The 23,666-nt window shown below is 55.6% G+C and carries 19 protein-coding genes; 7 read left to right on the top strand and 12 right to left on the bottom strand.

The window, feature by feature from the left end; genetic code table 11:
• Nucleotides 1-115 precede the first annotated feature (115 nt).
• The 4 genes from prpC (at nt 116) to IEW12_RS08380 (ending at nt 7,247) form a co-directional block, all read left to right on the top strand.
• On the top strand, nt 116-1,264 hold the full coding sequence (gene prpC, locus IEW12_RS08395) for a bifunctional 2-methylcitrate synthase/citrate synthase (protein ID WP_188565457.1): 1,149 nt from the start codon (nt 116-118) through the stop codon (nt 1,262-1,264).
• A 56-nt stretch (nt 1,265-1,320) separates the two neighbouring features.
• Entirely contained in the window at nt 1,321-3,915 is a 2,595-nt protein-coding gene (acnD, locus tag IEW12_RS08390; RefSeq protein ID WP_188565456.1) for a Fe/S-dependent 2-methylisocitrate dehydratase AcnD, read from the top strand.
• A gap of 12 nt (nt 3,916-3,927) precedes the next feature.
• Nucleotides 3,928-5,118, top strand: coding sequence for a 2-methylaconitate cis-trans isomerase PrpF (gene prpF / locus IEW12_RS08385; RefSeq protein WP_188565723.1), 1,191 nt, complete (start codon nt 3,928-3,930; stop codon nt 5,116-5,118).
• 239 nt (nt 5,119-5,357) lie between these two features.
• Nucleotides 5,358-7,247: a propionate--CoA ligase gene (locus IEW12_RS08380; RefSeq protein ID WP_188565455.1), complete on the top strand. Its 1,890-nt coding sequence runs from the start codon at nt 5,358-5,360 to the stop codon at nt 7,245-7,247.
• 97 nt (nt 7,248-7,344) lie between these two features.
• Here IEW12_RS08380 and IEW12_RS08375 read toward each other — a convergent pair whose 3' ends face one another.
• From IEW12_RS08375 to IEW12_RS08355, 5 genes are all read right to left on the bottom strand, one after another.
• Nucleotides 7,345-9,186: a DUF885 domain-containing protein gene (locus IEW12_RS08375; protein WP_188565454.1), complete on the bottom strand. Its 1,842-nt coding sequence runs from the start codon at nt 9,184-9,186 to the stop codon at nt 7,345-7,347.
• A 201-nt stretch (nt 9,187-9,387) separates the two neighbouring features.
• Entirely contained in the window at nt 9,388-9,594 is a 207-nt protein-coding gene (locus IEW12_RS08370; RefSeq protein ID WP_188565453.1) for a DUF1737 domain-containing protein, read from the bottom strand.
• A gap of 36 nt (nt 9,595-9,630) precedes the next feature.
• The gene (locus tag IEW12_RS08365; protein WP_188565452.1) at nt 9,631-10,842 is read right to left on the bottom strand and encodes a benzoate/H(+) symporter BenE family transporter; all 1,212 of its coding nucleotides are present in this window, start codon (nt 10,840-10,842) and stop codon (nt 9,631-9,633) included.
• Between the two features lie 61 nt (nt 10,843-10,903).
• Nucleotides 10,904-11,317 carry a VOC family protein gene (locus IEW12_RS08360; RefSeq protein ID WP_188565451.1) on the bottom strand — a complete coding sequence of 138 codons (414 nt, stop codon included), beginning with the start codon at nt 11,315-11,317 and terminating at the stop codon, nt 10,904-10,906.
• A 292-nt stretch (nt 11,318-11,609) separates the two neighbouring features.
• Nucleotides 11,610-12,167, bottom strand: coding sequence for a protein tyrosine phosphatase family protein (locus IEW12_RS08355; protein WP_188565450.1), 558 nt, complete (start codon nt 12,165-12,167; stop codon nt 11,610-11,612).
• Between the two features lie 157 nt (nt 12,168-12,324).
• On the opposite strand from IEW12_RS08355, the gene IEW12_RS08350 reads away from it, so the two are divergent.
• On the top strand, nt 12,325-13,461 hold the full coding sequence (locus tag IEW12_RS08350; RefSeq protein ID WP_188565449.1) for an SPM autocatalytic domain-containing protein: 1,137 nt from the start codon (nt 12,325-12,327) through the stop codon (nt 13,459-13,461).
• A 113-nt stretch (nt 13,462-13,574) separates the two neighbouring features.
• Here the strand turns inward: IEW12_RS08350 and IEW12_RS08345 are convergent, their stop codons facing one another.
• The 5 genes from IEW12_RS08345 to IEW12_RS08325 all read right to left on the bottom strand — a co-directional run bounded on the left by IEW12_RS08345 (nt 13,575) and on the right by IEW12_RS08325 (nt 18,129).
• Nucleotides 13,575-14,069, bottom strand: a complete 495-nt coding sequence (locus IEW12_RS08345; RefSeq protein WP_188565448.1) for a hypothetical protein — start codon at nt 14,067-14,069, stop codon at nt 13,575-13,577.
• A 424-nt stretch (nt 14,070-14,493) separates the two neighbouring features.
• Nucleotides 14,494-15,828, bottom strand: coding sequence for a M48 family metallopeptidase (locus IEW12_RS08340; RefSeq protein ID WP_188565447.1), 1,335 nt, complete (start codon nt 15,826-15,828; stop codon nt 14,494-14,496).
• Nucleotides 15,829-16,107: 279 nt separating this feature from the next.
• Nucleotides 16,108-16,872: an exodeoxyribonuclease III gene (xth, locus tag IEW12_RS08335; RefSeq protein WP_188565722.1), complete on the bottom strand. Its 765-nt coding sequence runs from the start codon at nt 16,870-16,872 to the stop codon at nt 16,108-16,110.
• A gap of 268 nt (nt 16,873-17,140) precedes the next feature.
• Entirely contained in the window at nt 17,141-17,452 is a 312-nt protein-coding gene (locus IEW12_RS08330; RefSeq protein WP_188565446.1) for a putative quinol monooxygenase, read from the bottom strand.
• Nucleotides 17,452-18,129 (bottom strand): type 1 glutamine amidotransferase domain-containing protein, encoded by a 678-nt coding sequence (locus tag IEW12_RS08325; protein WP_188565445.1) that lies wholly within the window; start codon nt 18,127-18,129, stop codon nt 17,452-17,454. Before IEW12_RS08325 ends, IEW12_RS08330 begins: the two co-directional genes overlap by 1 nt.
• A gap of 124 nt (nt 18,130-18,253) precedes the next feature.
• Here IEW12_RS08325 and IEW12_RS08320 point away from each other — a divergent pair, with 124 nt between their 5' ends.
• Nucleotides 18,254-19,144 (top strand): LysR family transcriptional regulator, encoded by an 891-nt coding sequence (locus IEW12_RS08320; RefSeq protein WP_229750987.1) that lies wholly within the window; start codon nt 18,254-18,256, stop codon nt 19,142-19,144.
• A 282-nt stretch (nt 19,145-19,426) separates the two neighbouring features.
• Nucleotides 19,427-19,963 (top strand): GNAT family N-acetyltransferase, encoded by a 537-nt coding sequence (locus IEW12_RS08315; protein WP_188565444.1) that lies wholly within the window; start codon nt 19,427-19,429, stop codon nt 19,961-19,963.
• Between the two features lie 22 nt (nt 19,964-19,985).
• On the opposite strand, the gene IEW12_RS08310 is transcribed toward IEW12_RS08315, so the two are convergent.
• Both IEW12_RS08310 and IEW12_RS08305 read right to left on the bottom strand, forming a co-directional pair.
• Nucleotides 19,986-21,953 (bottom strand): tetratricopeptide repeat protein, encoded by a 1,968-nt coding sequence (locus IEW12_RS08310; RefSeq protein WP_188565443.1) that lies wholly within the window; start codon nt 21,951-21,953, stop codon nt 19,986-19,988.
• A gap of 164 nt (nt 21,954-22,117) precedes the next feature.
• Nucleotides 22,118-23,617 (bottom strand): leucyl aminopeptidase, encoded by a 1,500-nt coding sequence (locus IEW12_RS08305; RefSeq protein WP_188565442.1) that lies wholly within the window; start codon nt 23,615-23,617, stop codon nt 22,118-22,120.
• Between the last annotated feature and the right edge of the window lie 49 nt (nt 23,618-23,666).

Genomic DNA, 23,666 nt, shown 5'->3' with positions numbered 1-23,666 from the left:
ATAAGTAGGACATAAGTAAGAAACATCAAAAAAAGCCTGTTACTGCAATGCTGCCGGAGTGCCGGTGCGGTAATGGGCTTCGATAATTTACACACCGAATTTACTGGAGAACCCAATGACCGAAACCGTCGGCTTCAAACCTAAAAAATCCGTTGCCTTGTCCGGCGTTACTGCCGGCAATACTGCATTGTGCACTGTCGGCAAGACAGGTAATGATTTGCACTATCGCGGTTACGATATTCTGGATGTGGCAGATGCCTGCGAATTCGAGGAAATAGCGCATTTGCTGGTACATGGAAAACTGCCGACAGTTGCAGAGTTGCGTGCTTACAAGGCCAAGCTGAAAGCCTTGCGCGGTTTGCCTGCAAACGTGAAAGCGGCGCTGGAGTGGCTGCCTGCTTCTTCCCACCCTATGGACGTGATGCGTACCGGCGTATCCGTACTGGGCTGTGTCTTGCCTGAGAAAGATGACCACAATACGCCGGGTGCGCGCGATATCGCCGACCGCCTGATGGCTTCGCTGGGCTCCATGCTGCTGTACTGGTATCACTACAGCCACAACGGCAAGCGCATAGAAGTGGAAACGGACGATGATTCCATCGGCGCGCATTTCCTGCATTTGCTGCATGGCGTGAAGCCATCCGAAGACTGGGAAAAAGCAATGCATACCTCGCTGATCCTGTATGCGGAACATGAGTTCAACGCATCCACGTTTACCGGCCGCGTGATCGCCGGTACAGGCTCCGACATGCACTCCGCCATTACCGGCGCGATTGGTGCCTTGCGCGGCCCCAAGCACGGTGGTGCCAATGAAGTGGCGTTTGAAATCCAGAAGCGCTATGACAATCCTGATGAAGCTGAGGCGGATGTCAAGAAACGCGTGGAAAACAAGGAAGTCATTATCGGCTTTGGCCATCCTGTTTACACGATCTCTGATCCGCGCAACAAGGTCATCAAGGAAGTGGCGCGCAAACTGTCCAAGGATGCCGGTTCGACCAAGATGTTTGATATTGCAGAACGCCTGGAAACTGTGATGTGGGATATCAAGAAAATGTTTCCTAACCTGGATTGGTTCTCCGCTGTGTCCTACCACATGATGGGCGTGCCGACTGCGATGTTCACGCCGCTGTTTGTAATCGCCCGTACTTCAGGCTGGGCAGCGCACATCATTGAACAACGCATCGACAATAAGATCATTCGCCCGAGCGCCAATTATGTCGGTCCGGAAGACCTGAAATTCGTGCCGATTAAAAACCGTAAATAACACCGGAAGCAAAGCCGCCCTTGAACATCAATCTTTTCTTCCTTGAGCCTTAAGCCATGAACACCTTAAACCGCAAACCTCTGCCGGGCAGCAAACTGGACTACTTCGACGCGCGTGCCGCGGTAGATGCGATCCAGCCTGGCGCCTATGCCAAACTGCCCTATACCTCCCGCGTGCTGGCGGAAAATCTTGTGCGCCGTTGTGACCCGGCTACGCTGACTGATTCGCTAAAGCAGCTCATCGAGCGCAAGCGCGATCTGGATTTTCCATGGTTTCCTGCGCGCGTGGTATGCCACGATATTCTGGGGCAGACGGCGCTGGTGGATCTTGCCGGGCTGAGGGATGCGATTGCTGCCCAGGGCGGTGATCCTGCATTGGTGAACCCGGTGGTGTCCACGCAACTGGTGGTGGATCATTCGCTGGCAGTGGAGTGCGGCGGCTTTGATCCTGATGCGTTTGAGAAGAACCGTGCCATTGAAGATCGTCGCAACGAAGACCGTTTCCATTTCATTGACTGGACCAAGAAGGCATTCAAGAACGTCGATGTGATCCCGCCGGGGAATGGTATTTTGCATCAGATCAATCTGGAGCGTATGTCGCCGGTGGTGCAGGTGCAGAATGGCGTCGCCTTCCCGGATACGCTGGTCGGCACCGACAGCCACACGCCTATGGTGGATGCGCTGGGCGTAATTGCCATCGGGGTAGGCGGCCTGGAAGCGGAAAGCGTGATGCTGGGGCGGGCTTCGTGGATGCGCTTGCCGGATATTATCGGCGTAGAGCTGACCGGCAAACCACAACCGGGTATTACCGCGACCGATATCGTATTGGCGCTGACGGAATTCCTGCGCAAGCAAAAGGTGGTGTCGTCTTACCTGGAGTTTTATGGCGAAGGCGCTTCCCATCTGACCTTGGGCGACCGTGCAACCATTTCCAATATGGCGCCTGAGTTCGGCTCCACTGCGGCGATGTTCTATATCGATGAACAGACCATCAAGTATCTGAAATTGACTGGCCGCGACGATGCGCTGGTGCAATTGGTAGAGACTTATGCCAAGGAAACCGGCCTGTGGGCTGATAGCCTGAAAACTGCCGAGTATGAACGTGTGGTGACATTTGATTTGTCATCTGTGGTCCGCAATATTGCCGGCCCTTCCAATCCACACAGCCGCGTACCGACCTCGGAACTGGCCGCGCGCGGCATTAGCGGCAAGGTAGAGAACGAGCCTGGCCTGATGCCTGACGGCGCCGTCATCATTGCTGCGATTACCAGTTGTACCAACACTAACAACCCGCGCAATATGATTGCTGCCGGCCTGCTGGCGCGTAATGCCAACAAGCTGGGCTTGCTGCGCAAGCCATGGGTGAAGAGCTCGCTGGCGCCTGGTTCCAAGACTGTGGCACTGTATCTGGAAGAGGCAGGGCTGATGCCGGAGCTGGAGCAACTCGGCTTTGGCGTCGTCGCCTTTGCCTGCACCACCTGCAATGGAATGAGCGGCGCACTGGACCCTGTTATCCAGAAGGAAGTGGTGGACCGCGATCTGTACGCCACGGCTGTGCTGTCCGGTAACCGCAATTTCGATGGCCGTATTCATCCTTATGCGAAACAGGCTTTCCTGGCCTCGCCGCCACTGGTGGTGGCATATGCGATCGCCGGTACTATCCGCTTTGATATAGAAAAAGATGTATTGGGTACGGACGCCGGCGGCAAGCCTATACGCCTGGCAGACATCTGGCCAAGCGATGCAGAGATTGATGCGATAGTAGCCAGCAGCGTGAAGCCGGAGCAGTATCGCAAGGTGTATGAGCCTATGTTCACTTTTGCGGTGGATACCGGCCCCAAGGTCAGTCCCTTGTATGACTGGCGTCCGCAGAGTACCTATATCCGTCGTCCGCCATATTGGGAGGGCGCACTGGCAGGGGAGCGTAGTCTGAAAGGCATGCGTCCTCTGGCAGTCTTGCCTGACAATATTACGACCGACCATCTGTCGCCATCGAATGCGATTATGCTCGACAGTGCCGCCGGTGAATACCTGGCCAAAATGGGTTTGCCGGAAGAAGACTTCAATTCTTATGCTACGCACCGCGGCGATCATCTGACCGCACAACGCGCGACCTTTGCCAATCCGACGCTGAAGAACGAGATGGTACTGGTGGACGGCAAAGTGAAGCCGGGCTCGCTGGCCCGCGTAGAGCCTGAAGGCAAGGTCATGCGCATGTGGGAAGCGATCGAGACCTATATGGAGCGCAAGCAGCCTCTGATCATTATCGCCGGTGCCGACTATGGGCAGGGTTCGTCACGCGACTGGGCCGCCAAGGGCGTGCGCCTGGCTGGCGTGGAAGCAATCGCAGCCGAAGGATTTGAGCGTATCCACCGTACCAACCTGGTCGGCATGGGCGTGTTGCCGCTGGAGTTCAAGCCTGGCGTCACCCGCAAGACGCTTGCCATCGATGGCAGCGAAACCTTCGATGTGCTCGGAGAGTGCACACCGCGCGCGACGCTGACCCTGGTGATCACGCGCAAGGATGGCGAGCGCGTGGAAGTGCCGGTAACCTGCCGTCTGGACACTGCAGAAGAAGTGGCGATCTATGAAGCAGGCGGTGTGCTGCAGCGATTTGCCCAGGATTTTTTAGAATCATCGAAGGCGGCATAGACCATGGCTCATATGAAAAATAAGCCGCAAATCAAAATTCCTGCTACCTACATGCGCGGCGGCACCAGCAAAGGCGTGTTCTTCCGCTTGCAGGACTTGCCGGAAGCAGCACAAGTGCCGGGTGCAGCACGCGACGCGTTGCTGTTGCGCGTAATCGGCAGTCCTGATCCTTATGGCAAGCAGATTGATGGCATGGGCGGCGCAACCTCCAGCACCAGCAAGACGGTCATCCTGTCCAAGAGCTGCAAGCCCGGTCATGATGTGGATTATCTGTTTGGTCAGGTCTCTATAGACCAGGCGTTTGTGGACTGGAGCGGCAACTGCGGCAATCTTTCAGCTGCTGTTGGCGCTTTCGCAATCAGCACCGGCTTGGTTGACGCTGACCGTATTCCGCAAGACGGTGTGGCAATAGTGCGGGTCTGGCAAGCGAATATCAGCAAGACCATCATTGCGCATATTCCCATCACTGGCGGTGAAGTGCAGGAAACCGGTGACTTTGAACTGGACGGCGTTACTTTTCCTGCCGCGGAAGTGCAACTGGAATTCATGGACCCCGCGGCAGAAGAAGAGGGTGCCGGCGGCGCGATGTTTCCTACCGGCCAGTTGGTGGATGACCTGGAGGTTCCCGGCATAGGCACGCTCAAGGCAACAATGATCAACGCCGGCATTCCTACCATCTTTGTGAATGCCGAGGCCATAGGCTACACCGGTACTGAACTGCAGGATGCGATCAATAGCGATCCCAAGGCTTTGGCCATGTTTGAGACGATACGTGCGTATGGCGCGGTACGCATGGGCCTGATCAAGCATATTGATGAAGCAGCCAAGCGCCAGCACACGCCTAAGATTGCGTTTGTCGCGAAACCGGCTGCCTATGTTTCGTCCAGCGGTAAACAGGTTGCCGCTGAGGATGTCGATCTTCTGGTGCGCGCGATGTCCATGGGCAAACTGCATCATGCGATGATGGGGACGGCAGCTGTTGCCATCGGAACTGCTGCCGCCATTCCAGGCACACTGGTGAATCTGGCTGCTGGCGGCGGTGCGCGCAGCGCAGTACGTTTCGGCCATCCATCGGGCACCTTGCGGGTAGGTGCGGAAGCCAGCCAGATTGACGGCGAGTGGAGTGTGACGAAAGCCATCATGAGCCGCAGTGCGCGCGTATTGATGGAGGGATGGGTGCGCGTTCCTGGTGATGCGTTCTGAGATAGTAGAGTTTGACGGTCCGCTGTCAGCATGAATAAGAAAAAGCGCAATGGTACAAACCATTGCGCTTTTTTATTTATTTTTAATTTTTTGGAGCTTGAATTTATAAGTCTGATTGCGGCGAAATAAATTTTGAGAATTGCTCATTTAATCGAGAAAATATCAGCCTGCAACATCAGCGTAAGTGAGTAGTAAGTCACACGCTCTAGACTAAAACAATAACGAAAACGGAGGCAAGCATGCAGTATTCGGATTTCTATCGGCAGTCGATTGACGACCCCATTTCTTTCTGGGCCAAGGAAGCAAAACTGATCGATTGGCAGCAGCCGTTTTCTGAAGTACTCGACTACACCAATCCTCCTTTCACAAAATGGTTTGTCGGAGGAAAAACCAATCTGTGCCACAACGCAGTGGACCGCTGGCTGGCTAGCCAGGGCGAAAAGCCGGCACTGATTGCGATTTCTACCGAGACCAATACCGAACACACCTATACCTTTAACGAGTTGCACGCAGAAGTCAATCGTACTGCAGCGATGATGCTGTCGCTAGGCGTGAAGAAGGGCGATCGCGTGTTGATTTACATGCCGATGATCGCCGAGGCTGCCTTTGCGATGCTGGCTTGCGCCCGCATAGGTGCGGTACATTCGGTGGTGTTCGGCGGCTTTGCATCAAAGAGCCTGGCGACCCGCATTGACGACGCCAAACCGGTACTGGTCATTTCTGCAGATGCAGGCATGCGCGGCGGCAAAGCCGTGCCTTACAAGCCCTTGCTTGACGAGGCAATTGCATTGGCAAGCTACAAGCCTGAGCGCGTGCTGCTGGTGAACCGCGGCCTGGAAGCAATGACACTGGCGGCTGGCCGTGACGTCGATTACGCCAGCCTGCGCGAGCAGCATATGGATGCTGAAGTGCCGGTCACCTGGCTGGAATCGAACGACATTTCCTATATCCTGTACACCTCTGGCACTACCGGCAAGCCTAAGGGCGTGCAGCGCGACGTAGGCGGGCATGCGGTAGCATTGGCTTCGTCGATGCAGCATATCTTTTGCGGCAAGCCGGGAGAAACCTATTTTGCGACATCCGATATAGGCTGGGTAGTCGGACACTCGTACATCGTCTATGGACCGCTGATTGCGGGAATGGCCACCATCATGTATGAGGGTACGCCTATACGCCCGGATGCGGGCATCTGGTGGAGCATAGTCGAGAAGTATAAAGTCAGCCGCATGTTTTCGGCTCCGACTGCAGTGCGGGTGTTGAAAAAACATCCATCCGAACTGATGCGCAAATACGACCTGTCCTCGCTGAAGGCGCTTTATCTCGCCGGTGAGCCGCTGGATGAAACCACCTCCAGCTGGATCGCGAAGGAGCTGGGTGTGCCCATCATCGATAACTACTGGCAGACAGAAACCGGCTGGCCCATCCTGACGGTTGCCAATGGTGTCGAGCCTACTCCTACCCGGCTGGGCAGTCCAGGCATAACGATGTACGGCTTTAATGTGCAGATCTTGAATGAATCCACAGGTGAAGAATGCGCTGCGAATGAAAAGGGCGTCGTCGTCGTCAAGGGTCCGTTGCCGCCGGGCTGCATGCAAACCATCTATGGCGATGACCAGCGTTTTGTGCAGACTTACTGGTCCAACTTTTACGAACAGCAGGTGTACTCGACCTTCGATTGGGGCATACGCGATGCGGATGGTTACTATTTTATACTGGGCCGCACCGACGATGTGATCAACGTTGCCGGGCACCGCCTGGGCACGCGCGAGATAGAGGAAAGTATTTCCAGTCATCCGCAGGTATCGGAAGTGGCGGTGGTGGGCGTGGAGGATAAGCTGAAAGGCCAGGTGGCGGTAGCCTTTGCAATTTTGCGGAATCCCGACTTGATCGTCAATGCGGCGGCACGCATGGCGCTGGAGGGTGAGGTCATGGCCGTCGTCGATAAGCAGCTTGGTGCTGTTGCACGGCCTTCACGGGTGCATTTTGTTGCGATGCTGCCCAAGACGCGATCGGGGAAATTGTTGCGGCGATCGATACAGGCGATTTGCGAGGGGAGGGATGCGGGAGATTTGACGACTATCGAAGACCCGGCCTCGCTGGTACAGATCAGGGAGGCATTGGCGCTCTGATGTTTTGATTGCTGGCCGGGCTATCTCCCGGCCAGCAATCCTGGCGAAATAAATTACAGAAAAGCGCTAATCGCCAACACGCAATCAAAGACGAATTTCATAGCTTCTGCTGTTCTGCAATCCACTTGTCCATCTTCACCTCCAGCAAGGCCAAAGGCAGAGTCCCGTCACTCAAGATGGCGTCATTAAACTGGCTAAGCTTGAATTTTGCGCCGAGGGCGGCGGTGGCGCGCTGGCGCAACTCCATGATTTTCAGCGAGCCTATCTTGTAGCCCAGCGCCTGACCCGGCCACGCCATATAGCGCTCGGTGGCATTACGTGCATCGGCCTCGTTGTAGCCCAGAGTCGCACGCAGATACTGGATGGTCTGCTCGCGGGTCCAGCCTTTGGCGTGCAGGCCGGTATCTACCACCAGCCTGGATGCGCGCAGCAGTTCGTCGGTGAGGTGGCCGACATAGGCGTTAGGGTCTTCAAACAGGCCCATCTCACGGCCCAGGGTTTCTGCATACAGTGCCCAGCCTTCGGTGAAGGCATTATTGCCGCCGAATTTGCGGAACTTCGGCACATCCATTTCCTGCATCAATGCCAGGTGGAAGTGATGGCCTGGCTGGCCTTCATGCAGGAACAAGGTAGTCATCTCTGTGGTTGCATATTGCTTGGGATCGTTGATAACAGCCCAGAATACGCCTGGCCGCGAGCCGTCTGCTGCCGGTGGCGCATAGTGATCCGACGCGGTGTCGCGGCTGATTTCAGGTTCAGGACGGATATCCAAAGGAATTTTGGGGATGACGTTGAACAGGCTCGGCAGCTTGGCCTTTATTTTTGTATTCAGCGCTTTGTAGGTATCCAGGATTTCAGCGTCGCTGGTAAAAGGCTTGTATTTGGCCTGCTCTGCCATCCAGCCTGGCAGGCCCGCAGGATCGCCGCTGTAACCCAGTTGCGGACCCAGCTTGGCAAACTCTGCCTGTATGCGCGCCACTTCCCGCAAGCCTATTGCATGGATATCTTCAGGCTGGAGACTGGTGGTAGTCTGGTACTTGACCCAGGCCTTGTACCAGCGTTCGCCATCCGGCAATGCACCCCAGCCGGAGCTGGAGCGGCTGGCAGCCAGATAGTCGGTTTCCATGAATTGATCCAGCTTGCGCAGAGATGGAATGACTTTGTCGCTGATGGTGGCGGCATAGGCTTTTGTCAGGCGCGCCTTGTCTGCTGCCGAGAAGCTGGAAGGCATGTTGCTTATAGGCTGGTAGTAGGGATGGGATTCTGCGGTTGCAGTCACCAGCTTCTGGAACTGGGGGATTGCCGATACCACCAACGCACGTGGCAAGACGATGCCTTGCCCGATGCCCTCCTTCATGTTCAGCATGGCCTGGTCTATCCAGGCGGGCAACTGGGCAATACGGCGCAAGAAAATATCGTATTGCGCAACTGTCTGCAAGGGTTGCGAACTCTGGCCGCCGGCCAAGTTGGCCAGCGTCACCGGGATGCTGTCCATATGATTGATGGGCAGCAGGTTGTCCTTGAAATTTTCCAGCGCCAGCGCAGCGTTGATTTCGTAGTCAAGAATGTCGTAGCTGACCGTATCCGTATGGTTCAGCCCCTGGCGCGGAATCGCCTTTAGTCTGCGCGCGACCTCGCGGTACAGTGCGACTTCTTTTGCCCTGATCTTGGGGGCGATCGTCATCGTCAGTTGATCATCGAAGCGGTTGTCGCCATTAAAGGTGGCGGACACGGGATCCAGCCTTGCGTGCTGCTTGTAGTAATAGTCCGCCAGTGCATTCAATTGCTTGCCGGCCTGGACCGTGTCTGCCCGAGTATTGGCCGCGATAGTCTGCTTGAGGTTACCCGCTTCGCTGGGAGCAGCGAATGCCAGTATCAGGGCGGAACCGAGTACGCTCAGGCGTAGCGAAAATGCGTGGGATTTCGTGCCTTGCTTCATGAATTGCTTTCTAGTTAATTTTTTTATCATGCCGACGGTTAGCTTGGACGAGTTGCAGGCGATTTAGTTCAAACGGTTTTGCGTATCGGGAAGCCCAGATTGCTCCCCATGCCAAGGGCTGGCATAGGGGCGCTGGCCGCAAGAACCGTCCAAATGCAGATCAAATATCAGATCAGATAACAGAAGTACTGCAATCGCGGATTAAGTGGAGGTAGCGGACGGTACTGATGGCCATACAATCGCCTGGGCAACGATGACCCTGCTGCCGTCGAAGGTGGCTGCAGGCGATCCGTATAATTGATAGCCTAGTGCCAACGCTTCGCTGACACGGTGGCAAAATGCTGCATCATCAGGGCCGGTGAGCAGGCGATAGCACGGCAGGCCGCCGGGAGGGTTTTGATTCGTCATCTGTGCTTGTCAATTATTTGGTGAAGATAAGACCATTTACTTTTTATTACCAGACGCCAGCCGGTCCCAGATACCTGCCAGATGGTGCCGCTTGCCGCGCAATATCAGCAAGGCCAGCACGCCGGCGATCAAGCCCCAGAAGGCGGAGCCCACACCCAGCAGCGAGACGCCTGACGCGGTCACCAGGAAGGTGATCAGGGCCGGTTCGCGGTCGCGTTCATTTGTCAGCGCCAGTACCAAGCCATTGCCTATCGTACCCAGCAGCGCCAGTCCGGCAATCGCCAGCACCAGTTCACGCGGGAAGGCGGCAAATACCGCTGCCACCGTTGCGCCGAACAGGCCAACCAGCAAATAAAAAAATCCGGCAGACCATGCGGCTACATAGCGCCTGGAAGGATCTTCATGCGCTTCGCGGCCCATGCAGATTGCGGCAGTGATCGCAGCCAGGTTGATTGCAAAGGCGCCAAACGGCGCCAGCAGCAGCGTGGCAAGACCGGTCCAGCCTATCAGCGGGGACACCGGCGCTTCATAGCCGGACGCGCGTATGGTTGCGACTCCAGGCAGGTTTTGCGAGGCCATCGTGACCACGAATAGCGGCAGCGCTACCCCTATCAGTGCATGCAGTGAAAATTCAGGCATCACGAAAACGGGCCTGGCAAATTCCAGATGGACTTTGTTCAGTTGCAGCAGGCCCAGGCCGGCTGCAAATATTATTCCGACTACCAGTGCGCCTATCACTGCATAGCGCGGCAGCAGCCTGCGCATCAGCAGATAGGTACATAGCATGGCCAACACCATATTGAATTGCGTTTTCAGTGCGATAAAGGCATCCATGCCGAAACGCAGCAGTATGCCTGCCAGCATGCCGGAAGCAATTGGCATGGGAATGCGGTTCATCACCTTTTCAAACCAGCCGCTGAAGCCGCTGATGGTAATCAACGCTGCCGAGATCAGGAAGGCGCCTATCGCCTGCGGCATGCTGATGCCGGCTGTGCTGGTAATCAGCAGGGCAGCTCCCGAGGTGGACCAGGCAGTGGCAACCGGGATGCGGAAGCGCAGCGACAATCCTATGCAGGTCAGGCCCATGCCCAGCCCCAGAGCCCACATCCACGAACCTGCCTGCTCCTTGCTTGCTCCCAGCGCATTGGCAGCCTGGAAAACGATGACGGCGGAACTGGTAAAACCGACCAGCACGGTGACGAAGCCGGCGATAAAGGCGGAAATGGAAAAGTCTTTTAGTAGGCGCATAGATAAGAAGCTTTTCCGGCCGGCGGCCGGAAAGGATGTTGAGATGATGAAGGTGGCGGGTTTATGCGGGAGGCTGCTCGCAATTCACCATCCACGGCGTGCCGAACTGGTCTACCAGCATGCCAAAGCGCAGCGCCCAGAACGTCTGCTGCAGCGGCATCTTTATTTGTGCATTGACAGACAAAGCATTGAAGAGCTTTTCTGCCTCTGCCACATCCTTCGCACCCAGTGAGAGTGAAAAACCCTGCATACCGTGATAGTCCGAACCCGGCCCATCCGAGCCCATCAGTATCTGCCCGTCCAATTCCATGCTGACGTGCATGACCTTGTCTGCCCAGCCCGGTGGGCACTGGTCTGCCATCGGCGAGCCGCCGAAGCGATGGAACATCTCGATCTTCCCACCGAGGTGCTGCTCATAGAATTTGAAGGCCTCTTCGCAGCGGCCGTTAAATGTCAGATAGGGGTTCAGTTTCATGTCGCCTCCAGGGTATTGTGATTTCGATGCCGCATAAGTGCGGCGATCCCGATTGATAGCGCACAAATGATAACATTTCTGCCAGGAGCCTTATCCACTTTGCTTGCCTCTACAGTTCAGGAAACAATATGAAAACGAAGAGCCCGGATTACCGCAGGGCACTGGAGCATGGATTTGCTTCAGCGCAATTTGTGCAGGCGAACGGTGCTGAACTGATGGATTGCGGTTCCGGCTGAGCTGACGCCGGATGTTGAAACCCTGGTTGGCAATACTGGGGCACGAGTGGTGTCTGCTACAGGAAATCGTCCTTGTAGCCGTAGTGCACCAGGGTTTCCTGTATAAATTTTTTCCACGCGCCGCTCGGAGCCCACACGGCATTCAGTTTTGCTGCTGCCTCCTGGACCGGAATATGTTCATGGGTAACTTCATACAGGAATACAAAAGAGGAGCCCCTGAAATTCGCCTGGCAATGCACCAGGGTGTTTTTTCCTGCTGCCGCCTTCAGCATGCCGCTGAATAATTCGAAATCACGCAGGCTGGGGTGGTCCCAGTCAACGGGGATATTGACGTAGGCCAGGCCCTGCCTGCCTATGATGGCACCCTCGTTTTCTATCGAACCCCAGCTTTCCGGTGGTGCCAGATTCACCACAAGTTCATATTTCAGCTTGGCGGCTTGTTCCAGATAGGCACGCGCAGGTTGTGCGGATGAACTTAAGCCTGCACGCCAGACAATGAAATTGTCTGGTCGTTTTGCCTCTTGCGCGTGGGCTGCCGTGTTGGCTAGCACGAGCAAGCCCGTAAGGGCGACAAGGGAGATGGTTCGGAATAAATAGCTAGATTTGATCATCATGTGTTCCGCCTGGGCCTTGCAGGTTTGTCAAAGTATCTTAAGTTTTTTTTCGGACTGCCGTTACCTGCTTGGAGTCCATGTGACTCCCATTCTTGAAATCAGTTCCATTGAAGCTTGAGCTTAAGCGGGGTGGGGCGCGGCTACGCCGGAGCAAAGCATGAAAATCAGTTCTTCCGATATGGTGATGACTGCCAGTCATACAGCCACGCAGGTACAGGATATTAACGAAAGTCTGCACGTCTGGATAGACAAGAAGGCAGATCAGGCCCAAAACCAGGCTCAAGGCGCTGGCGCAAATAGCCTGCCGGATACCGCCTCCAGCACTGTGCACATATCCGACGGTGCCAGGGCCGCCAGCCAGAACAACGGCCAGAATAATAATCAGAGTAACAAGCAGGCGATCGGAGCTGACCAAACTGCTGTCGCGGGTAGCTTGGAAGCACAGGCAATCAGCGACGCCAGCACTACCGCGAGCCACGATCCCATGCTCTGGCTGATCAAGCAGGTACTTGAATATTTTCTCGGTGAAAAAATCAATTTGTTCGACTCGTCAAAACTGACGGATGGCGCAGCTTCAGCACCTGCTGCTGCCCCGGACCCTGCGGCTGCAAAGCCCGCAGCCAAGAAGGGATGGGGACTGGAATACGACAAGACAACGACCACGACGGAAAGTGAAAAATCGACGTTTCAAGCCAGCGGAGTGATCAATACAGAGGACGGCAAGTCGATCAAGTTCAATCTGTCATTTGATTTGCAGCGCAGCTACTCGGAGCAAAGCGGTGTTCATGTGCGAGCAGGCGATGCCAAGTCTATCGATCCGCTGGTAGTGAACTTTTCTGGTGGTTCTATCGATCTGACATCGACGAAATTTGCTTTTGACCTTGATAGCGACGGCAAGAAGGAAAACATTTCTTTTGTCCAGGGCGGCGGTTTCCTTGCACTGGACAAGAATGGCGATGGCAAGATCAATGATGGTTCAGAATTGTTTGGTCCATCCAGCGGCAATGGTTTTAGCGAACTCAGTACGCTGGACAGTGATGGCAATGGATGGATAGACGAGAACGATACTGCATTCCAGGACCTGAAGGTGTGGACCAAAGATGCCAGCGGCGCAGATAAACTGACTTCACTGAAGGATGCGGGCGTGGGTGCGCTGTACCTGGGAAATACGGAAAGCTCATTCCAGTTCAAGGATGCGCAAAATAACTCGCAGGGACAACTGCGTTCATCCGGGGTATGGCTGTCGGATGACGGCAAGGCCGGGGCATTACAACAGATAGATCTGACAGTCTAGGATGCGTTTGGAAATATGCTTGGAGATGCTCCAGGCGTTTGCCGGATAAAAAAATAGACGGGCTAGCCCGTCTATTTTTTTCGTCCCGTGCTGCAGTCGGCAAAAGGGCTGGATTACTTGGCTGCTGCAGCTTTTACGTCTGCCTGGGCTTTAGCTGCTGTCGCGTCAGTTTCTGCTTTTGCTTTTGCCTTGTCGGCGTTGGCTTCCACTTTTGCTTTCGCTACTTTTGCATTTGCCTTGATGGCGGTTTTTTCTGCTTTTTCATCAGCCTTGGCTGCTGTCTTGTCTGCCTTGGCTTCTGTTTTTGCTTTATCTTCTGTGTCGGCTCCGGCTACTTTGGCGCTGGCCTCCATCTTTGTTTGCGCTGCCTTGTGGTGCGCCTTGGTTTTTGTTTCTGCCGCTTTCACTTCAGTTTTTTCCACTTTGGCGTCTGCTTTTGCATCGGTCTTCGCTTCTGCAGCGACTGCCTTGCTGGTGGCTTTGTCGGCTTTGGCTTCTGCTTTGACAACGGCAGGCGTTGCTGGAGTAGCTGCTGCCGGAGCTGGAGTTTGAGCAAATGCAGCAGTAGCAAACAGGCTGGCGATCAGGGTAGCGAGTAATTTGTTCATTGTTTTATCCTTTTAAAATTTTTCGGAAAATCTGCATTTACAAAACAGGAGGCTTTGCGTAGCTACGTGTTGCCTGTGCTCATATAACGGTGACCTTGCAGAGGCGGTTGACGATGAAAATCGTTTTCAGCCGTTTGTTTCAAATGCTTACATTTGAGGTGCCCGTCGCGATGTTCAGTTAACCGGCACGTCCTTTGCAGTGCGTACGCAGCTTATGTGCTGGGCCAGGGTTTATCCGTGCGTTGGCGCACCTTCCGTTCCAAGAGGCGATGCCGGGGCATTACCGGATACGGTGCGAGGTGAAAGTAGGATGGCTAGCGATGGCAGCTAGGTGTGCGGAAGTTTGCGTGCGGGGGGGATGTCTGTATAGCGCTGCCGCGCTATACAGATATGGGAGGCATGAAGGAGAGATTGCCGACGCGGCTTATTGCGGCTTCAGCTCTGGCTGCAAATGTTCTGCTTTCCAGCGCATCGCTGTATAGATGCGTTTCCTTGGACTAGGGTGATCGTAGAAAAGGAATTCTTCCACTGGACCTGGATCTGATTTCCTGTACTCGGTCAGTTTCAAGTGGGCTTCTGCAAATCCGTCCGGCTCCTGCGAGGTGTTGACGCCAAAAATATCGGCTTCTGTTTCTGCGTTGCGGATGACGGTATTGAGCACCGGCGTCATTACAAACAGATAGGTAGCAAACAAGGCGAAGAACAGGGGCAGGCTTGCCGGATCGGCCTGATCGCGGATGCCCAGCCTGTTTCCCCATCGCTTCAGGCTATATGCCATACCATGCTGCACGAAGACGAAACCCAGTAACAGGATAAGGCCGAAGCTAAAGATAAAGTGGTACACATGGTTTAACACATAGTGGCCTAGTTCATGCCCCATGACGGCCTTGATTTCCGGCAGTGAAGAGCGATTCAGCAGGTTGTCGTTCAGGCGTACGGCCGCTGTACCAAAGATGCCGCTGACATTGGCGCTGACGCGATTGCTCTGCTTCGATGCATCGAACTGGTAGACGTTGTCTGCCGGTACGCCGTTCGACCTTGCCATGGACAGGATGGGCTGCTTGACTTTTTCATCTGCCAAAGGTTTATAAGTATTGAATAGCGGGTCGATATAAGTAGGAGAAATCAGCATCAGCAGGCACAGGAATCCTATGCCGATTGCGGCGCCCCAGATCCACCAGGTCTTCGGCAGTTTTCTGATCACTGCATATACCGCCAGCAATACCAGGCTCAGCCCGATGGAGTTGATTGCCAGGGCAATGAAGAAGTCGATAAACCATGAGCTGAAACCTTGATTCGCCAGGCCATATAAATGCTCGCGATAGTAGCCCTGGTAGAAGTCCAGTGGCGAATTGAACGCTGCACACAGGATAATGAAACTGGCGAAGCTCAGTAGCGAAATCAGCCAGCGGCGTCGGTTGCGTTTCTCCATGCGTTCGCGCAGGCGCACCAGCACGCGCGAAGACAGGATGGCCCAATATGAGGCCAGGCTGATGGCAAAAGAAATCGCTTGCAGCCAGTAGCCTCCTTCGAAGTAGGCATCGGAACGTGCTTTGGCTGCCGGCGAGATGCGGCTCATGTACGCTTGCGTCGCAGCGACAGGATCATGCGGTAGCGCAGCCCTCCAGGCATCTGTCACCGGCGCTATTTCTGCAGCAGCGCGCGATTGGGCGTTTTCTGACAATGGTGCGACGGCAGCGATGATGGCGGCCAGCAGCAGGCACGCTATAGGTAAAAGCCAAAATAGTTTTTTGGACAAAGTGCTTCCCCTTGATAGTATTTTGTAGTGTATGTGGTGGTTGGTGCCGCTGGCGCCAGCGATGCTTTATTCCTCTTGACGGGATTTGACAGCAAGAATCGTGACCATGTCGACCAGACGATTCTAATTCGATAAGAAACGAAGTGCGTGCGAAATCAGACGGAATGCCGAATTTGCGGGATGAATGACAAATTTCGAACGGTGCTGCCAAAATTTGGCAGTATTGCGCATGACTTTTGTGACGCCCAGGAGCCTGGGCGTCAGCGGGGGAAGGTGTTTTTAGTCCAGCGTAGCGATCACCGGTGCGTGGTCGGATGGTTGTTCCCATTTGCGCGGTACCCGGTCTATCACGCAGGAGGTGCAGCGCGCCGCCAGCGGTTCGGATAGCAGTATATGGTCTATCCTGACACCCTTGTTCAAGCGAAAACCCAGTTGGCGGTAATCCCACCAGCTAAAGGACTTCTCGGCTTGTTCAAACATGCGGAAAGAATCCGTCAGCTTCAGGTCTATCAGTTTTTGCAATGCGGCGCGCTCCGGCGGCGATACCAGGTTCATGCCTTCCCAGGCGGCCGGGTCGTGCACGTCCCTGTCTTCCGGTGCGATATTGTAGTCGCCCAGCAGCGCCAGTTGCGGGTGCAGCGTCAGCTCTTGCTGTATCCAGTCATGTAATGAAGCCAGCCATTTCAGCTTGTACTGGTATTTGTCCGATTCCAGCGACTGGCCATTTGGCACATAGGCACAGACAATGCGCATGCCCTGTATGGTGGCCGAGATAATGCGCTGGTGGTCGTCCTCAAATAAGGGATTGTTCTTCACCACGGCATCAATGGGGTGTTTGGACAGGATGGCGACGCCGTTATAAGTTTTTTGCCCGGTATAGACGACTTGATAGCCTGCCGCCTCGATTTCGGCGGCGGGAAATTTATCGTCGGTCAGCTTGGTCTCCTGGATGCAGAGCACATCGACCGGATTGTCGCCCAGCCATTGAAGGACTTGCGGCAGGCGAACCTTGAGGGAGTTTACATTCCAGGTGGCTAATTTAATCATGTATTTAAGTATTTGAATTTATTGGTATTTGTTTTTGGTTTTGTGCTTTATTGTTTTCAGGCTACAAGCATGACGGCAAGTCTTGTTGAGCTGCTGCTAGGCAGCCGAGGAAGGGAAATTATTATAGCGCACTTGATATTAGGGCATGGCAATGCGACCCATATTGTTTGCCCGCAAGCTTGAGGGCGCCTGAAATGAAGAAACCCGCTCAAGGCGGGTTTGGTGTGAGGAAGAGGGAGGGGCGCCGGCTCCGGCAGGGCTACTGTCAGGCCGGATCTCGGGCCTGAAGGAACTCTACCCGCCGGTCCTTCAACAATGGCAGGATACGTCCGACTACCAATGTCTGGTAGTGAGCCGATTGCCTGTGCGCATCAAGCGCTGCATTATCGCGGTAACGTTCGAGCAGCAGCAGGCTGTGGTGCTGCGCTTCCATGCTCTGGTATACCTCGTAGCCCAGACAACCAGGCTCCTCCAGTGATGCCAGGCGCAGCTTGCCGAGGGCGGACAGCACTTCGCTGAGTGCATTGTCCGCCAACTGCCAGCGAGCGACCACGGTAATCTGCGTGGCCGCGCTCATTACGCTGCTCCCTGCAGGGCTTTGACAATCTCTTTTGCCAGCGGGCCGCCGGATGCCGGGTTCTGACCGGTCAGCAAACGCCCGTCGACGACGACTTTCTCCTGCCATACTGCTGCGGCCGAGTAGTCTGCGCCTTCAGCGCGTAGCGCATCTTCCAGGTTGAAGGGTACATCGGCCTGTGCATATCCGGCTTCCTCTTCGTTGGAGAAGGATGTCAGCTTGCGGCCGCGGATAAGCGGGCTGCCATCTTCAAGAGTGACGCCTAATAGCGCTGCGGGGCCATGGCAGACGGCGGCGACGATCTTGCCGGCATTCCAGGCACGGGCAACCGCATTCTTCACATCCGGGTCCTTGGCAATATCCACCATAGGGCCCAGGCCGCCGGGGAAGAAGATGGCGTCGTAATCCAGAACATCAACTTCCGACAGCTTGCGGCTGCGTGCCATGCGGCGGATAGAGTTGCTGTTGCGGAAAGCACGCTGAGCAGGGTCGCTCTCGTCGTAACCGTCTTCCGACGGTGCTCCTCCCAGCGGAGATGCATATTCGACTGCAATCCCGGCGTGCTCGAACACTTCGACCGGATGTGCCACTTCTGGGAAAAAATAGCCGGTGGGGCGTTTGTTTGGGCCGATCTCGTGTGTGTTTGTCAAAATAAACAGTACATGTTTCATATTCATGGCTAGCTCCTTATTTCAAGAAACCGGGCATATCGCCGGTGAAGTGAACTATAGAAGGAAGCGACTTTAGGCGGTAGATACTAATGGGATGACTCAATGTCAAACTATTTGATACAATTGAAGGATGAGTGACTCACCACCTATCCTCGATGAATTACGTGCCATGGCGGTCTTTGCGACTGTCGTGCGCAGCGGCAGCTTTGCCGCCGGCGCGCGTGCACTGGGTCTCACCCGTGCGGTGGTAAGCCACCACATACGCGCGCTTGAAATCAGGCTGGGGGTGCCGCTCGCGCAGCGCAGCACCCGCAGCTTCAGCCTGACGCCGGCGGGAGAAGCGTTTCGAGTGCACTGCGAACGCCTGCTTGACGAGGCATATGACGGCATCCGCGGCATGGAATTGCTGCGTGCCGAGCCCAGTGGGGAGGTGCGCATTACTTGCTCGCATCATTTCGGCAACAAGCGCATCCTGCCCGCATTGCTGGAGTTCCGCCGGCGTTATCCTGCGGTTCGCCTGCATGTGGCGATGAACGATTCCAATGTGGACCTGGTGCAGCACGGGATAGAGCTTGCCGTGCGGGCCGGGCCGCTGGCCGATTCCTCGCTGGTCGCACGCCGCCTTGTACGGGAGCCAACCATGCTCTGCGCATCGCCGGCCTATCTGCGCCGCTATCGCATGCCTGTCTCGGCGGCTGATCTTGATCAGCATCGCTGGGTGGTTTATCCGCCTAGCCAAAAGACGCTTACCGTGCGTGCCGACGGTCGGGATGTGCAGATTGCTGTGCGGGGCGACGTGGTGACCGATAGCGCGGCGTCCCGGCTGGCATTCGTTCTGGCCGGTGATGGCATCGCTCGCTTGCCGGCGTATGACGCTGCTCCACTGCTCGCTGCTGGCGATCTGGTCCAGGTCTTGCCTGAGGTTGAGACTGCGCCGCTGGAGATATTCCTGGTCCACTCGCAGCGCATAGGGCCGAGTGCGCGGCTGCTGCGCGATTTTTTACTCGAGGGCGGCGGTTGACATCCGCTTGCTACTGCTCGCTGTCTTGCTATGCCGAATTGGCAAATCAGCGGCGGCACTCGTTTGCAGAAAACTACCGAACTCGCTAAAGCCTTGAATTATTTATACCAATTCACTTAAATTGACAATCCCTGGTGATAATTTGCGACGGTCTTACATTTCCCTCTATTGACTATTTTGTTGAGTACCGGCATGTTTCATGCTTTAAGAAAACAATAAAAATTGGAACATTTTTGCAGGGCAGTTGAGGGGGGATGACGGGGAATGCACGCACGTGTACAAATGGATATTGAAATCAGGTCGGCCACGCCGGCGGATGCGGCTGCCGCATGCGAAGCGCTGCGCCGTTCGATTTCTGAGTGTTGCCAGGAAGATCATCGGAATGACGAGGCCATCCTGTCGGCCTGGCTGGGGAACAAGAACTCCAGCATGGTCGCTACCTGGTTTTCGTCTGCAGCCAACTACGCACTGCTGGCGACTTACGGCGATGAGGTGGTCGGCGTTGCCTTGCTGACGCGTGGCGGCAAGATTGCGCTGTGCTATGTGATACCTGAAACCCTGTACAAAGGCGCCGGCAAGGATTTATTGCGCGGCCTGGAGCAGAAAGCCCATGAATGGCAGCTACCCTGGGTGAAGGTGCTCAGCACCGCCAGCGCCAGGGATTTTTATTTACGCAATGGCTATATCCCTTGCGGCGATGCGACATCCGCCTATGGTACGGCCAGTTTTAAACTGATCAAGCAGCTCAGCGGTCCGGCTATGTCGGACGAGCAGTTGAAGAAGCAGTTTTGTGGTTGCGCTGCACAAAGCCAGGCTTGAACGGCTACGCATCCTCTCCGCATTAGCGGGAACCATGCCGGGCAAGCTCGTGCCTTAGCGCGCCTGCAATCTGCTTGATAGGGCTGACCCAGTCTCCCCGGTGCGGCTGCCGAAACAGGCGGATGGCGTCTGGATACCATGGGCTGTCGTCTCGCTCACGCAGCCAGCGCCAATCGGTCTTGTAAGCCGGTAATAGCATCCAGCAAGCCTTGCCCATTGCGCCCGCCAGATGGGCAATCGAGGTATCCACGCAGATGACCAGATCCAATTGATCTATTACGGCCGCCGTGTCGGCAAAATCACGTAATTCATGGCCCAATGCCAGCCAGGATTGAGGACTCAAGCCGTCGGGTACGGCGACGGCTTCATCCGTTTTTTGCAGGCTGATCCACTGTATGTTCTCTATGCCCCACAGCGGTGCAAGCTGGTCCAGTGTGGCGAGCGAACGCTCCAGGTCGTTGGCGTGGTGAGGGTTACCCTTCCATGCCAGCCCTATGCGTGATTGCCTGTTTTCGTTGTCGTTGTCGTTGTCGTTGCTTTGCCGTCCGGCTTGCAGGCGCTGGCTCCAATAGGCCTTGCGCTCCGGTAGCGCCTGCAGATACGGTAGGCGCGCAAATACAGTGGAGGGTTCCTCCTGCAAATGCCCAGCCAGGCTCATCGTCAGTACACAATAGTCATGCACCGGTGGTTGGTTTTCGCTATCAAGGCGGATGCAGCAGTCAACGCCTTCCAGCGTCTCCAATAGTGCATGCTGATCGGGGTAGCACACTAGTGTGATGCTGGCTGCGCCCCGCTGTTTCAGCAGCGGGATGTAGCGGCAAAAATGGATCATGTCGCCCAACCCCTGTTCCGGCCAGACCAGGATGGACTTGCCGGCGATCGCTTCGCCTTGCCATAAGGGGCCGCAAGACAGCGGGGGGCGCGCAATCGGCTTGGCCATCAGCTGATCATGCCTGGCTTCATAATAAGGCCAGGCTTCGGCGTAGCGTCCTTGCTGGAACAGCAGCACGGCCAGGTTGGAGGCGGCGAGCGGATAGTCGGCATCCAGTTGCATCGCCTGCCGGAAGCAGGTCTCTGCCTCCCCGGGACGCCCGGTTTCTGTTAGCAGCACCCCCAGGCTGGTGCAGGTAGCTGCGCCGATCCCCGTTTCCTCACCAGGGTTTAGCGCGATGGCCTTTCTATAGATGTACTCTGCTTCTCCGTAGCGATGCAGTTTCGCCAGGAAATTCCCCAGATTGCACAAAATTTCCTTGGATTCCGGCGCCAGTTGCACGGCCTTGCGGTGGCATTGCTCAGCCAACTGATCATTATTGTCCTGCTCCAGCAACAGCCCCAGATTGCTGAAGGCGGCTGCATTTGCCGGCTCCAGCTCCAGTGCGCGGGTATAGCATTCCTGCGCTGCTTTCAGATCATTCTGCGTTGCCAGTAGCAGGCCCAGATTGACCAGCGTGGATGCATTGTACGGCGCAATAGACAGCGCTTGCCTGTAGCTTTGTTCGGCCTCTGTATGTCGCCGCGCTGCAGCCAGCAAGACGCCCAGGTTGGCATGGCTTCCTGCATCCATGGGGTCCAGGGCTAGCGCCTGGCGATAGTGGTTTTCTGCCTGCGAGCCCTGCCTGCACGAAGCCAGCAGTACCGCAAAACGGGCATGCAGATAGGCGTTGGCCGGGTCCAGTTGCAGCGCCGCGCCATAGCAAGCTTTCGCTTCCTCCAAGCGCTTTTCTTCATGCAGCAGGATGGCTAGGTTTGCATACGCTTCGGCGTGCTGAGGAGAGACGGCCAGTGCCAGTTGCCAGAAAGTTTCAGCCTGCTGTTTCAATCCCAGGTGTACCGCACAGGCGCCGGCCAGGTGGTACAGATTGCCGTTTTGCAGGTTTTGCGCGATGGCAGACTCCGCAAGCTGCAAGCCTTGCTTGTATCCTTTGTTCTCTATCAGTGACGCAATTTGCTGCACGATTGCATCGCTGCTGAGGTGGGGATGTTTGCTCATGGAAATAGGGGGTAAAGGAATCCAGCCATTGTAATAGCGTAAAAAAAACCGTAAGTTGCAAACTGATGCAACTTACGGCTTTCTTGTAACAAACTAATGCACATGCTAAGGCCTGTAAATAAGACCGGCTGTGCCGGTCTGCCTCGCCTGCTTCGCGGCCGGTTTTAGGCGGCGCGATTGATCAGGAATGTCGTCAGCAAAGGCACTGGGCGGCCGGTGGAGCCTTTTGCTGGACCGGATTTCCATGCCGTACCTGCGATATCCAGATGTGCCCAGGTGTATTTCTTCGTGAAACGCTCCAGGAAGCAGGCTGCAGTCACCGCGCCGCCGGCCGGGCCGCCGATATTGGCCATGTCGGCGAAGTTGGACTTCAACTGTTCGTTGTAAGCCTCTTCGATAGGCATGCGCCATGCGGTATCGCCAGTTTGCTTGCCGGCGGCCAGCAATTCATTGGCCAGTTTGTCATGCGCGTCGTCGTAGCGGGTAAACAGGCCGGAATTGTGATGGCCCAGCGCGGTAACGCAGGCACCGGTCAATGTGGCAACGTCCACCACGGCGGCCGGCTTGAAGCGCTCTACATAGGTCAGCGCGTCGCACAGGATCAGGCGGCCTTCGGCATCCGTGTTTAGAATCTCGATAGTCTGGCCGGACATCGATGTGACGATGTCGCCCGGACGTGTGGCGCTGCCGGAAGGCATGTTTTCGCAGGCAGGGATAACCGCGATCACGTTCAGCTTCAGTTTCATTTCACCCACGGCGCGCATGGTGCCCAGTACCGAAGCGGCACCGCCCATATCGTATTTCATTTCATCCATGCCTGCGCCTGGTTTCAACGAGATACCGCCGGAGTCGAAAGTGATGCCTTTGCCTACCAGCACGGTAGGCGCATCCTTGGCTTTGCCGCCCATGTGCTTCAGCACGATGAATTTAGGCGGTTCTACAGTGCCGTTGCTGACCGACAGGAAGCTACCCATCTTCAATGCCTGCAATTGCTTGCGGTCCAGGATTTCCACGCCCATCTTGTAGGTCGTTGCCAGTTTCCTTGCGGTAGATGCCAGGTAGGTCGGAGTGCAGATGTTCGGTGGCAGGTTGCCCAATTCCTTGGTCAGATCCATGCCGTTAGCCAGCGCTTCACTTTGAACCAGCGCATTTTTGGCTGCTGCGCCTTCGGCGGCGGCAACGGCAAAAGCGACTTTCTTGACATTGCTGACGGAAGCTTCTTTCTTGCTTTTCAGGCCGTCGGCGCGGAATATTGATTCACGGAAAGCCAGCACGGCAGTGCGGATGGCCCATGCAGTATCCCTGTCCTTGACGCCAGGCAATGCCAATACGACATCACTTGCGCCCAGGCCTGCCAGTGTGCGGGCCACGACTTGAACTGCCAAAGAGAAGGCCTTGTCGGCGACAGTTGCCGCTTCCTCGCCCAAGCCTACCAGCAGCACGCGTTCAGCGGCGATACCGCCGACAGCACGCAATAACAGCGTAGTTCCTGGTTTTCCTGTAATATCGCCTGCTTTCAAAGCAGCAGCAATTTGGCCCTGTTTGTCCAGGTTGGCCGCAGCGGCGGATAATTTCTTATTTTCGTATACACCAACGACTACGCAGCCAGTTTTGATGGCATTGAATGTACTTTTTGCGTCGATTGTTTTTATGCTAAAGTCCACTTATTACTCCTCTTTGTAAGTCTCGTAAAACGGACATTATAATCCCCGA

This window comes from Parundibacterium terreum, from assembly GCF_014636315.1.
In the GTDB taxonomy this organism is placed as follows: Bacteria; Pseudomonadota; Gammaproteobacteria; order Burkholderiales; family Burkholderiaceae_D; genus Undibacterium; species Undibacterium terreum.
The sequence above is the reverse complement of the archived record's forward strand: the minus strand, read 5'-3'. Positions and strand labels throughout refer to the sequence as shown.

What these genes read in the sequence shown, in the direction of transcription:
- IEW12_RS08325 (WP_188565445.1), bottom strand. Translation starts at nt 18,129, where the DNA reads ATGAATATGAAACATGTACTGTTTATTTTGACAAACACACACGAGATC.
- IEW12_RS08315 (WP_188565444.1), top strand. Translation starts at nt 19,427, where the DNA reads ATGGATATTGAAATCAGGTCGGCCACGCCGGCGGATGCGGCTGCCGCA.
- IEW12_RS08320 (WP_229750987.1), top strand. Translation starts at nt 18,254, where the DNA reads ATGAGTGACTCACCACCTATCCTCGATGAATTACGTGCCATGGCGGTC.
- IEW12_RS08350 (WP_188565449.1), top strand. Translation starts at nt 12,325, where the DNA reads ATGAAAATCAGTTCTTCCGATATGGTGATGACTGCCAGTCATACAGCC.
- IEW12_RS08330 (WP_188565446.1), bottom strand. Translation starts at nt 17,452, where the DNA reads ATGAGCGCGGCCACGCAGATTACCGTGGTCGCTCGCTGGCAGTTGGCG.
- IEW12_RS08310 (WP_188565443.1), bottom strand. Translation starts at nt 21,953, where the DNA reads ATGAGCAAACATCCCCACCTCAGCAGCGATGCAATCGTGCAGCAAATT.
- IEW12_RS08360 (WP_188565451.1), bottom strand. Translation starts at nt 11,317, where the DNA reads ATGAAACTGAACCCCTATCTGACATTTAACGGCCGCTGCGAAGAGGCC.
- IEW12_RS08365 (WP_188565452.1), bottom strand. Translation starts at nt 10,842, where the DNA reads ATGCGCCTACTAAAAGACTTTTCCATTTCCGCCTTTATCGCCGGCTTC.
- IEW12_RS08375 (WP_188565454.1), bottom strand. Translation starts at nt 9,186, where the DNA reads ATGAAGCAAGGCACGAAATCCCACGCATTTTCGCTACGCCTGAGCGTA.
- prpC (WP_188565457.1), top strand. Translation starts at nt 116, where the DNA reads ATGACCGAAACCGTCGGCTTCAAACCTAAAAAATCCGTTGCCTTGTCC.
- IEW12_RS08380 (WP_188565455.1), top strand. Translation starts at nt 5,358, where the DNA reads ATGCAGTATTCGGATTTCTATCGGCAGTCGATTGACGACCCCATTTCT.
- IEW12_RS08370 (WP_188565453.1), bottom strand. Translation starts at nt 9,594, where the DNA reads ATGACGAATCAAAACCCTCCCGGCGGCCTGCCGTGCTATCGCCTGCTC.
- IEW12_RS08345 (WP_188565448.1), bottom strand. Translation starts at nt 14,069, where the DNA reads ATGAACAAATTACTCGCTACCCTGATCGCCAGCCTGTTTGCTACTGCT.
- acnD (WP_188565456.1), top strand. Translation starts at nt 1,321, where the DNA reads ATGAACACCTTAAACCGCAAACCTCTGCCGGGCAGCAAACTGGACTAC.
- IEW12_RS08355 (WP_188565450.1), bottom strand. Translation starts at nt 12,167, where the DNA reads ATGATGATCAAATCTAGCTATTTATTCCGAACCATCTCCCTTGTCGCC.
- prpF (WP_188565723.1), top strand. Translation starts at nt 3,928, where the DNA reads ATGAAAAATAAGCCGCAAATCAAAATTCCTGCTACCTACATGCGCGGC.